The organism is Natronomonas sp. (assembly GCF_046710025.1).
Lineage (GTDB): Archaea > Halobacteriota > Halobacteria > Halobacteriales > Haloarculaceae > Natronomonas.
Genome location: NZ_JBKEGK010000072.1, coordinates 1 through 11,290, shown reverse-complemented (window position 1 = coordinate 11,290; position 11,290 = coordinate 1). Strand labels below are relative to the sequence as shown.

The following is an 11,290-nucleotide window of genomic DNA, read 5'->3' as shown; positions in this document are numbered from 1 at the left end:
TTTCTTCGAGTAGCCCGATCCGGTCCAACCCGGCCTCGGCGAGCACGATGGCATCGAACTCAGTCTCGACGGTTCGCTCTATCGCTCGCCGTTCGATATCGCTGAGCGCCTCGCGCCACGCCTCGGGTGGGCGATCGTATGAGGGGCCGTTATCGTCCTCCTCGTCGCGTTCGTCCGCTTCAAGCCGACGGTTCCACTCGACCTGAACCCCCGGTGCGAGGAGCTTTTCGACGCGCGTGTCCACGTTGCCCCGGAGCGGCTGGACGTCCAAATCGGGGCGTTCGGCGAGCAACTGGGCTTTCCGGCGGAGGCTGGACGTCCCGACCGTCGCGCCGTTCGAAAGGCTGGACAGTTCGACCCCCTCGGGCGTCACGAGGACGTCTTCGGGGGCGGCACGCTCGGGGACGCCCGCGACGACAAGCTCGGGGGGGAACTCGGTCGGCATGTCCTTCATCGAGTGGACGGCGGCGTCGACGCCACCATCGAGCACCTTCTCGTCGAGGCTCCTGACGAACGCGCCCGTCTTTCCGAGACGGTGGATCAACTCGTCGCGGACGGCGTCGCCGGTCGTCTCGACCTCGACCAATTTCACGTCGCGGCGACGGCTCTCAAGAGTGTCTGCAACCCGCCGGGCCTGTCTCAAGGCGAGATCGGACCCTCGGGTCGCCAACCGGATTGTCTCTGTCATACCGGTGTGTCGGTCACCGCGGTTGAAACGCCCTTCGGCTTTCGCGGAGCGATCGGGGCCGCCCCGGTGTGCACGGAATGTATCGTATGCCGCTATACAAAATCCGCCCGTAACTCGAAATCCCGCAGAGCGCCGCCACTCACCACAGGCAGTCCGAATCGGTGAAGAGCGTTAATGTGGCGGGATCAGTGCTGAACAAACTAACTCGGTACACTCACCATGCCAATAGGAGTCGTATTTTCGAGCCGTAGCCGTGTTGTGGGCCGAATCCCAACCGAGTCAAGATAGTCCAACGTACCTTTGTCCTGCGTCAGAACACGACAAACTCGGATCTGCGACGATCCCGGGACATCACTCAGTGGTTGAATCGGTTTCGACATCGATGCTTCCCATTTCGGGCGTCGACTCTTCGCCCATCGCAGTTTGGAGCTTCCCGACCACGACGGCGACGACGTAGATCCCAACCGCAACGAGGACGATGACACCACCAGCGGTTGCCCCGCCGTAGTAGGAAACACCCATCCCGAGGATGACTGCCAGTTCGGCGAGGACGATCGACACAAGGATGGATTCGTTGAAGCTCCGTGAGACCTGTGCGGCCCCGGCAACCGGAACGACAAGCATCGCGGCGACGAGGATGACGCCCATGATCTGCATCGCACCGACAACGACCATCGCCGTCAGCATGACCATTATCCGGTTATACCATCTCACTGAGAGCCCAGAGACCGCTGCAGCGGTCTCGTCGAAGGTCACATACAGTAGTTGGTTGCGTGTGAGTCCGACGACACCGACGATGACTGCAAACAGTATCAGCAGCAACGATGCACTGTCAGCCGAGACTGTCGAGAGGTTCCCGAACAGAAACTGGTTGACTCCAACTGCGAGCCCGCCAGCGTTGATGCTGATCAGCGTCGTTCCCAGTGCGAATCCGGTCGACAGCACGATTGCCATCGAGACGTCGTTGTAGGCGTCGGTCACCTCAGAAATCAACTCGATGAGCAGCGCTGCGATCATCGCCACGACGACCGCCGTGAAGTACGGTGAGACTCCGAGGTCGAAAACAGCATTGACGAACAGTCCGACGGCAACGCCCGCGAAACCGGTGTGGGCGAGCGCATCACCAATAAGTGCAAGCTGCCGGTGGACGAGGAATGTCCCGATAAGCGGAGCCATCACGCCGATACAGAGTCCAACGAGGATCGCCCGGTGCATGAACCCGTACTGGAGCATTTCGAGACCAGTCGCCCCCGCAAGCCACGACATGAGCCCTGACCAGAGATCGAGGATCCAGTAGAGTGGACCGAACGCGCCTACCTGTAGGAACGGTGGCGACTGCATCAGTCACCTCCAAGAAAATTCGCTGCGGTTCCGAAGGCTCGCGCGAGTGCGTCACTCTCAACGAACTCCTCGGTGGAGCCGTCGAAGTAGACCTCACGATTGAGACAGATGACGCGCTCGGCGTGCTCGGTGACCGCACTCAGGTCGTGTTCAATCAGCAACACCGTAATTCCCTCGCTGTTTAGTGCGTCCAAGAGATCGTAGAACGCTTCGACGGACTCGATATCGACGCCGACGGTCGGCTCATCGAGGACGAGCAGATCCGCTTCGCTGGCCAGTGCACGGGCGATAAACGCCCGCTGCCGCTGGCCACCGGACAGCTGAGTCACCCGCCGGTTGGCGAACGCAGTCATCCCGACCGTTTCGAGCGCACGGTCGACGACCTCCCAGTCACCGTCCGAGAGCCGACCGAAGCCGACATGGGGGAACCGGCCCATTTTGACAACCTCGCGGACGGTGATAGGCATCTCCTTGGAGGCGCTGGCGTGCTGGGCGACGTAGCCGATCCGCGAGCCGTCGTCAAACTCGTGGGCAGGTTTGCCGAACAGCCGGGCGAATCCCTCATCGGGTCGCAGCAGTCCCAACATGAGCTTCATTAGCGTCGACTTCCCCGAGCCGTTCGGCCCGACGACCGCAGCGTACTCGCCGGGGTCGATGCTGAGCGAGATGTCCTCGATTACCGACGTGGCGGTATACCCAAAGTCGACATCAGCAAGCTCGATGACCGGCGTATCGCTGTCCCGCCTCGGGGCAGTTGTCGAGGTAGCCTGTGGAGTACTCATTCGAAGTTCCTCCACTCCTCGTTCCACCTATCGGGGCCGACTTCGTCGGGCGTCTTATTCCCGAGGATGACCTCGAAGGTCGGCATGTTGATATTGTACGCAATTTCTTCGTACCCCCACCCTTGTTCGACCCAGTCTTCGCGAACGCCTGCGTAGGGTGTTACCGGATAGTAGGCTTCGACCTGGGTTTCAGCAAGCAGTTGTTGGGCTGGCCGCCGAGTCTCGAAGACTGCCGCGCCGATATAGTTGATACCGTTCTCGTCGATCACCCGCTTGGCCTCGGTGACATCGGACGGTTTGATATCTCCACTAGCGGCTAGATTGACAACCAGCGGCCGCATCTCTATGCCGTATCTGACCCCGACGTACTGGAAGGCGTTGTGGGCAGCCAACTGGACGACGTCTCGCTCTGCTCGATCGAAGATGTCGGCGTAGTCGGCATCGATCTGTTCTAGCACGTCGGTCTTGTACGTCTCGGCGTTTTCCCGGAACGTCTCTTCGTGATCCGGTGCGAGTTCGACGAACCCTTGGGTGATGTTGTCGACCGACTGTTTGGCCCGGCCGGGATCGAGCCAGAAGTGGGGATCTTGTCCACGGCCTTGACCAACGCCTTCCTGTTCAGGATCGAGGCTGGCAGCAAGGCCGACGAGTTCGATCCCCTCCCGGACATTGATGAGCTGGGTGTCGACGCCGTCGTCTTGGAGCGTCTGGATCGCACGGTCGGCCCACGGCTGGAAGTCCGGTCCGACGTGGATGAACGCGTCCGCCTCAATGATCTCTCGGGTGATGCTGGCGTTGGGTTCCCAGCCGTGGCCATGAAGGCCTGTCGGGATGAGGTTCCGGACCTCAATCGGCGTCCCGTCAGCGATCTTCAGGGCGAAATCATAGAAACTGAAGAAGGATGCGACAGCCACCGGCCCTCCACCTCCGGAGCCACCCTGTGTTGCAGTCGACTCACTATTTCCATCCATGCAGCCAGCCAACCCAGACGTAAAGACTCCAACACCGGCGGCGATCGCTGTTCTCCGTGAGAACCGTTGTTGTAGCGAACTGCGATTCGCATCGTCGATCATATGAAAAAGAGAGCTGACCAAGAATATAATAATGTTGGTCTAAAATCTAAATTAGCCTTGTCTAACTTTGGGGGTCGATCTTGGAATAGTGTTTAATTAGCTGGCAACGGCAGTGATTGGGTTCAGATATGGTATTGTGTCGAAAGTAGCTAGTTTGCGACTGGTGCAGAGAATATCAACCGGGTGACGGAGAATTTTAATCGGTATGATTCTTTTCGTCCTATTTTCCAACGACAAAATCAAGGCGCGCACAACATCATCCTCCGAGGTTGTGCAGTAGGGCCGGCCTCCTCAATGTATACAACACCCTGGCGTGGTCGACAGACAACCATACCGCAAAGGCGCATCTATGGTTAGCGTCGACGTGGTGACCGCTCGGAGTCGGATCCGGATATGTCCGTGTGCACCCGGTGTGTCCGGATATTTCGGGGGCGACTGTCTCCGGTGACAGCAGTCCGACCCGCGACGACCGGCGAGGCTCCTCTCATGACTGCGCGCGGTGGATCTGAGCGGAGCTACTATTACAGTATCGCGAGGCGAAAGCCCACGGCTTGGGGTGAGAGGAGGTCAACGAATGTATGGATCGAGACGGGGAGACTCAATCGTCCCGATCCGATCCTATGTAGTTCCAGCGCGTCTTCGTGTTCCCCTCGGGGTGGCGTTCGAGCGTGACGTGGTAGTGACTCGTCCCGTCCGCCTCCTCCGTGATCAGGTGGACGCCGGGGTCGTCCGTGTGCGTGATTTCGTAGTCCGTGATGTCCTCTCGGTCGTCGAGTTCCGCTCGGAGCAGTCGCTTCAACTCCTGGGCTCGCTCGTCGGGATCTGTCTCGTCCATAGGGTTCGTTCCGACAGTGACACACATCAACGTTCGTATAGTCCTCTATGCGTCTTGCCGAGTCCAACCGCGCCCTACGGGCTCAGACGCTGACGATCCCGCGGGAACAACACCGCCTCGCGGATGTTGTCCAGATCGAGCATCGTCATGACGAGGCGCTCGCCGCCGAGCCCCCAGCCGGCGTGGGGCGGCATCCCGTATTTGAACACCTTCGTGTAGTACTCGAAGGCCTCCGGATCGAGCCCCTGGGCCTCGAAGCCTTCGATGAGCTGCTCACGGCGGTGTTCACGCTGGCCGCCCGAGACGAGCTCCATCTGGGGATGCATCATGTCGAACCCCGTCGAGAGCGTTTCATCATCGTCGTGGTCCATAATGTAGAACGGCTTGATTTCGGCGGGCCAGTCGGTGATGAAGTAGTGGCCGCCGACGTCGTCGCCGAGGGCCTTCTCGCCCTCGGTTGGCAGGTCGTCACCCCACACGAGCTGTTCGTCGAGCGCGCCGGTCGCGTTGATGCGCTCGATGGCCTCTTCGTAGCTGAGCCGGGGGAACGGGGTCTCGGGAACCGCGAAGTCCTCGGCGATCTCGAGGGCTTCAAGCTGTGCCTCGCAGTTCTCGGCGACAGCCTCGTAGGCCGACACGACGACATCCTCGCAGACGTCCATCGCGTCGTGGTGATCGCAAAACGCGCCTTCGAAGTCGATGGAGGTCGCCTCGTTGAGATGGCGTGGCGTGTTGTGCTCCTCAGCGCGGAAGATGGGACCGATCTCGAAGACGCGCTCGACGTTCGAGCCCGCGACGAGCTGTTTGAATAGCTGGGGGCTCTGATTCATGAACGCCTCCTGCCCGAAGTAGGTGATCGGGAACAGCTCGGTGCCGCCCTCGGTCCCGGTAGCGACGATCTTCGGGGTGTTGATTTCGGTCGCGTCCGCCTCACGGAATGCCTCGCGGGCGGCCCGCAGCACTTCGGCTCTGACCTCGAAGATGGCTTGGCCCGCCTCCCGGCGGAGGTCGAGCGTCCGGTTGTCGAGTCGCGTCGACAGTTCCGCGTCGACCTTCTCGGTCGGATCGAGCGGGAGTTCGGTGTCGGCGGCCGACAGTACCGCCACTGACTCGGGGACGATCTCAACGTCCGTCGGTGCGCGCGGCTCCTCCTTCACGTCGCCGGTCACGGTGACGACGGACTCCCTAGAGAGCCCAAGCCCCGTCTCAACCAGATCGTCGTCCATCTCGTCCTTCTCGAATTTGATCTGAATCCGACCGCTCGTATCGCGCAGAATGAGGAAGGCGATCCCGCCCAAATCGCGAATCTCGTGGACCCACCCGGCGACAGTCGCCGTCTGGCCCGGTTCGGCCTCGGCCGTATACGTTCTATCGTCCATACGCACGATTCTGGGCGATCGGACTTAAATACGGGGAAAGCAGGTGGCCCAGCCGGCTACGTGAACTCGATCGCCGAGCGCGGATGTACCTCGCCGAAGAGCCACTCCGCATGTTCGAGGGCGTACTCGCGGTGATCGTCCTCAATCGCCCCGATGGCGTCCTCAACGAGGATCGGCCGATAGTCCCGTAGCCCCGCCGAACCGGCGGTATGGAGGACGCAGACGTTCGCGAGCGTCCCACAGAGCACGAGGTCATCGATGCCGTGGCTTTCGAGCCAGCCCTCCAGTTCCGTCCGATAGAAGGCGTCGTAGGTGTGTTTGACCACGACGAGGTCGTCGGCCTCCGGCGAGAGCTTTCCGACGAGTTCGGCCTCCCACGAGCCCTCGACGACGTGCTCGCCCCACCGGTCGAACTCGTCGTAGTAGTGGTTCCCGTCGAACTGTTCGGGCGGGTGGACATCACGGGTAAACACGACCGACGCGCCGGCCTCGCGGGCCTCGGCGACGACCTCGACACAGGGGTCGACCGCCGCCTCGCTGCCCGGCGCGTACAGCGAGCCCTCGGGGTGACAGAACCCGTTCTGCATGTCGACGACAACAACCGCGGTCGAATCCGGATCGAGTTCGAGTGCCATACCGACCCGTTCGACCGGGGGTACAAAACCGTTTCCGCGGTGCTTCGCGTCCACCGCGTGCAAGCAAAAACGACCGCGGCGTGGTCAGTAGAACTCGCGGACGAGGTCCATCGCGTCCTCGGGGGCGCCGTCGGGAATGTCCGTCATGGGCTCCTCGACGCCCTCGCGTTTCTCGTAGCCGACCGAACTCTCGTTTTGGTAGATGACGCCTTGATACTCTTTGTCCCGATCGAGGATGAGATCCTTGGCGTCATCGTAGTCGGTGCGGTCGTGATCAAAGTCCTCGTCGCCGACGTCGACGATCGCATCGCGGAAGTAATCGTAGGTGTCAACATCGTTGAACGTTACGCAGGGCGAGTAAACGTTCACGAAGCCGAAACCGTCGTGTTCGATCGCTTTTTGTACGATCTCGGCGTGACGCTGAGAGTCCGAGGAGAACGACTGGGCAATGAACGTCCCGCCCGCCGCGAGCGCGAGTGCGAGGGGGTTGACGGGCTGTTGGTTCGTCCCGTCCGGGGAGGTCGAGGTCTCGAAGTCCTCTCTGGAGGTCGGTGAGAACTGCCCCTTCGTCAGCCCGTAGATGCGGTTGTCCATGACGACGTACGTCATATCGACGTTCCGTCGGACCGCGTGGACGAAGTGGCCGGCCCCGATAGAGTAGCCGTCACCGTCGCCGCCGGCGACCATCACCTCAAGATCGGGATTGGCGATCTTCACGCCGGTCCCGACGGGCAGGGCGCGACCGTGGACGCCGTGCAGCGCGTAGCTGTGCATGTAGGTACCGATCTTCCCCGAGCAGCCGATCCCGGCGACCACGAACGTGTTGTCGGGGTCGTTGCCGGTCTCGGCGAGGGCTTTCATCATGCCGTTCATCGTCCCGAAATCACCGCATCCGGGACACCACGTCGGCTGTTTGTCGGACTTGAAATCAGTGAATCGAACGTTGGAACTCATTATTATACCTCCACCTCCGTCGGTTCGCCGAGAGCGGCTTTGACCTCCTCGGCGAGTTCGTCCGCTTTGAAGCGGACGCCGTTGTACTTGTTGATGCGTTGCACTCTTGTAAGCGTGTCGTGCTCGACGAGGTCGGCGAACTGCCCGGTCGCGTTACACTCGACGACGATCGCCTCCTCGGCCGCCTCGACCGCCTCTGTGAGGTCCGGCCGCGGGAAGACGTACGGCACCGAGAGGAACCGCACGTCGATACCGTCGTCGTTGAGAATCGTCATCGCTTCCCGGATCGCGCCCTCGTTCGACCCCCACGAGAGGACGAGCGTGTCGGCGTCCGGATCGCCGAACTCTCTGGGGCTCCAGTCCTCTTCGTCTTGTGCGGTTTCGACCTTTCGTTCGCGCTTGTCGACCTGTTCGATCCGCATCTCTGTGTCCTCCGTTCGGCGGCCCAACTCGTCGTGTTCGAGGCCGGTCGACATGTGCGCGCCGCCGTCGGTGCCGGGGAACGAACGGGGACTGACTCCGTCGTCGGTGATCGCGTGCGGTTTGAACTGTCCCTTCTCGTTTTGCCACTCCTCGATCGCTTCCTCGTCAACGACCTTGCCGCGGTCGATTTCGACGGAGTCCATGTCGAACTCCTCGGGCTCGAACGTCTGCTCGGTGACCGCAAGCGAGAGGTCGCCGGTCAGATACACCGGCGTCTGGTACTTTTCTGCGAGGTTGAACGCCTCGATCGCCTTGTGGAAACACTCGACGATGTTTGTCGGCGCGAGAACGAACCGCGGGATCTCGCCGTGGCCGCCGTAGAGCATCCCGTTGAGGTCGCCTTGCTCCTGTTTGGTCGGCATCCCCGTTGAGGGACCCGAGCGCATGACGTTACAGATAACCAGCGGCGTCTCGGAGGTCGCGACGAGCCCGAACGTCTCGGTCATCAGGTCGATCCCCGGCCCGGATGTCGCGGTCATCGACCGCGCGCCGGCACGGGCGCCGCCCAATGCCATGTTGACGGCGGAAAGCTCGTCTTCGGCTTGGACGACGATCCCGCCGTACTCCTCGATGCGGCCCTTCAGATACTCCATCACGTCCGTCGCCGGGGTGATGGGATAGCCGGCGTAGAACCGACATCCGGCGACCAGCGCGCCCATGCCGATCGCCTCGTCGCCGTTCAGGAGGACGTAGTCGTTGTCGGTCGTCTCGAGGTCGTACGGCGTCGAGAGATCGTACTCATCTTCGACGTACTCGGCGCCGGCACGGGCCGCTTTCTTGTTGTTCTCGACGATCGCCTCGCCCTTGCCGCCGAAGCGCTTCTCGAGTGATTCGTCGAGGTACTCGATATTGAACCCGGAGACGGAGCAGGCGGCCCCAAGCGCGACGATGTTACGCATGATCGCCCCGCCAGCCTCCTCGGCGAGCCGTTTTAGCGGGACGTCGAGCCCCGTCGTTTCACCCGGAGCCTCGAAGTCGGACATCATCGACCGCTCGCCGTCGTAGATGACGATCGAGTCGCCGTGTAATTCGTCGAGATTCTCCTCGACGGTCCGTTCCGTGAGCGCGATCAGAATATCGAGTCTGTCAACGACGCTTTCGACGCGGTCGACCGACGTCCGTACCTTGTACGCGGTGTATCCACCGCGGATCCTTGATGCAAAATCCTTGGAGGTAAAGACGTGGCGCCCCGCCCGCGAGAGCGCCTGGGCGAAGATCTTCCCGGTCGAGTCGATCCCGTCGCCGGCTTCCCCGCCGACAGCCCAGTTCAGGTCCGTTGGCATACTAGGTCGGGCTTCAACACCGTGGACGTTAAGCCTTCTGAATACCGTCGTTCGGCGGACGATTTAGCCGGGAGACAGCCCGAAAATACCGATCGCGGCGGTATCGGTCCCGGAGCCGTCGGCTGGCTCCGAAAGCGCCTTGCGGCCGGACGGAGTTCTATACGGTATGGACCCAAGCGAGACGACCGCCGTCGCTGTCCGCGATGTCGGCCCCGATGCCGTCGCCATCGAGATAACGACACCCGATGGGTTCGAGGCCCGTCCCGGGCAGTTCGTCAAACTCGAGACGACGATCGACGGCGAGCCGGTTGGTCGGTTTTACACCATCTCCTCGCCGAATACGCGGGAGACGTTCGAACTCACGATCGGATACGACTCCGAGGAGGGCGGCGCGTTCAGCGAGTACCTTCTCTCGGTCGAGCCGGGCGATCCGGTCACTATCACCGGCCCGTTCGGCGACAACTACTACGAGGACGAGCCGCGGGTCGTCGTCCTCGCTGGCGGTCCCGGTGTCGGACCCGCGGTCGCCATCGCGGAGCGCGCGCTCGCCGACGGGGGCGAGGCGGCCGTCGTCTACCAGGACGACACCCCAATTCATGAGGATCGCCTCGCCTCGATCGCGAACTCCGGAGCGGACGTGTTCGTGCTCGCCGACGGGACAGCTCTTACCGACGCCGTTGGCGACGTACACTCCGGCATTGACGGCGAGGCGGTGTTCGTGTACGGCTTCGCCGATTTCCTCGCCGACGCCGAGGCGGCGATCGCGGAGGCGGGGGGTGACCCCGACGGGGCGAAATCCGAGAACTTCGGGTGAACTCCCCACGGTTTCGTTTCCGGAGAGGGCCCGCTGGATGCATTGCTGTCCGATCGTCGAACCCAGCAGAGTATTGACCGGCGCGCCGTCATACCGGTCGGCATACTCCTCGCCACACTCGGCGCGAAAAATACAGCGTCCCTCGGCTCAGTCGTCGCCGGGCGTGACCGATTGGCTCTCGCCCGTCTTGTCGAGGACCCCGGCGCTGTTGGCGACGGGTGCGATGCTTGGCTGGAACACCCACGCCCCGAGCAGGACGATCGGGATCATCGACGCCGCGACGATCGAGTACCCCAGATGGAGGCTGCTGAGCCACGGTGCGGCGTAGACCAGCGGGTAAACGATACCACCGACGGTTCCGACCCCGCCGACAATGCCGGCGACCGCACCGGAACTGTCGGGGAACATCGCCGGGACTTGAGCGAAGATCGCCCCTTCGGCCCACGCACAGCCGGCACCGACGAGGAAGCCGACGACAACCGCGTTCATCACGACACCCGAGAGACCGGCCAGCGTCATACCGAACATCATCAGCACGATGAAACATAAGCCGAGAAACGTCCACTGCTCGCGGTATTGACCCCTAAAGAACGGAAGAATATCCGTCTCGTTGCGGGCCAACAGGTCGCTGATGTAACCGCCGAACGGCCTCAAAAGGCCGGCCGCGATGGAAAACGTCGCCGCGAACGTACTCGCCAGCACGAGGTTCTGCGTGTTGAACCCTTCACGATAGTAGGTGGCAAGCCAGCCGTTCATCGACAGTTCCAGCCCGAACGACATGATGTACGCGGCCGCGAGTACCACTGTCCCGTACCGCGTGGCCGTGTACACCCAGCCCTTGAACGTCGCGTTTTCCTTCGTGGCTTGGCGTTTCTCATCGCTCTTTGCGGCCTCGCCGAACACGTAGTACACGCCGGCGAGGAGGATCGATACGATCCCAGTATAAAAGAAGGCCGCCCGCCAGTTAGTCTCGAACAGCGGCCCGCTCCAGCCGGTGCCGAAGACGCGCGGGAGAATGAGCGC

12 protein-coding genes are annotated in these 11,290 nt (G+C 62.0%); 1 reads left to right on the top strand and 11 read right to left on the bottom strand.

The window, feature by feature from the left end:
* From hemC to ACI944_RS06810, 10 genes are all read right to left on the bottom strand, one after another.
* On the bottom strand, window positions 1–688 hold a 688-nt coding region (gene hemC / locus ACI944_RS06855), incomplete at its 3' end, for a hydroxymethylbilane synthase (protein WP_411718309.1).
* A 200-nt stretch (window positions 689–888) separates the two neighbouring features.
* Entirely contained in the window at window positions 889–1,068 is a 180-nt protein-coding gene (locus ACI944_RS06850; RefSeq protein ID WP_411718308.1) for a FeoA domain-containing protein, read from the bottom strand.
* On the bottom strand, window positions 1,040–2,029 hold the full coding sequence (locus ACI944_RS06845; protein WP_411718307.1) for a metal ABC transporter permease: 990 nt from the start codon (window positions 2,027–2,029) through the stop codon (window positions 1,040–1,042). The genes ACI944_RS06850 and ACI944_RS06845 overlap by 29 nt, the downstream gene beginning before the upstream one ends.
* Complete coding sequence (locus ACI944_RS06840; protein ID WP_411718306.1) at window positions 2,029–2,811, bottom strand: metal ABC transporter ATP-binding protein; 783 nt, start codon at window positions 2,809–2,811, stop codon at window positions 2,029–2,031. The genes ACI944_RS06845 and ACI944_RS06840 overlap by 1 nt, the downstream gene beginning before the upstream one ends.
* The gene (locus tag ACI944_RS06835) at window positions 2,808–3,884 is read right to left on the bottom strand and encodes a metal ABC transporter substrate-binding protein (protein WP_411718305.1); all 1,077 of its coding nucleotides are present in this window, start codon (window positions 3,882–3,884) and stop codon (window positions 2,808–2,810) included. The genes ACI944_RS06840 and ACI944_RS06835 overlap by 4 nt, the downstream gene beginning before the upstream one ends.
* Before the next feature lie 598 nt (window positions 3,885–4,482).
* On the bottom strand, window positions 4,483–4,719 hold the full coding sequence (locus ACI944_RS06830; RefSeq protein WP_411718304.1) for a hypothetical protein: 237 nt from the start codon (window positions 4,717–4,719) through the stop codon (window positions 4,483–4,485).
* 74 nt (window positions 4,720–4,793) lie between these two features.
* Window positions 4,794–6,098 (bottom strand): aspartate--tRNA(Asn) ligase, encoded by a 1,305-nt coding sequence (gene aspS / locus ACI944_RS06825; RefSeq protein ID WP_411718303.1) that lies wholly within the window; start codon window positions 6,096–6,098, stop codon window positions 4,794–4,796.
* 56 nt (window positions 6,099–6,154) lie between these two features.
* A complete protein-coding gene (locus tag ACI944_RS06820) occupies window positions 6,155–6,733 on the bottom strand; it encodes a cysteine hydrolase family protein (protein ID WP_411718302.1) in 579 nt (192 codons plus the stop codon).
* An 84-nt stretch (window positions 6,734–6,817) separates the two neighbouring features.
* Window positions 6,818–7,687, bottom strand: a complete 870-nt coding sequence (locus ACI944_RS06815; RefSeq protein WP_411718301.1) for a 2-oxoacid:ferredoxin oxidoreductase subunit beta — start codon at window positions 7,685–7,687, stop codon at window positions 6,818–6,820.
* Window positions 7,688–7,689: 2 nt separating this feature from the next.
* Window positions 7,690–9,453, bottom strand: coding sequence for a 2-oxoacid:acceptor oxidoreductase subunit alpha (locus ACI944_RS06810; RefSeq protein ID WP_411718300.1), 1,764 nt, complete (start codon window positions 9,451–9,453; stop codon window positions 7,690–7,692).
* Between the two features lie 166 nt (window positions 9,454–9,619).
* Here ACI944_RS06810 and ACI944_RS06805 point away from each other — a divergent pair, with 166 nt between their 5' ends.
* Complete coding sequence (locus ACI944_RS06805; RefSeq protein ID WP_411718299.1) at window positions 9,620–10,267, top strand: FAD-dependent oxidoreductase; 648 nt, start codon at window positions 9,620–9,622, stop codon at window positions 10,265–10,267.
* A 147-nt stretch (window positions 10,268–10,414) separates the two neighbouring features.
* Here ACI944_RS06805 and ACI944_RS06800 read toward each other — a convergent pair.
* Window positions 10,415–11,290, bottom strand: an 876-nt coding sequence (locus ACI944_RS06800; protein WP_411718298.1) for an MFS transporter, incomplete at its 5' end; no start/stop codon positions are given.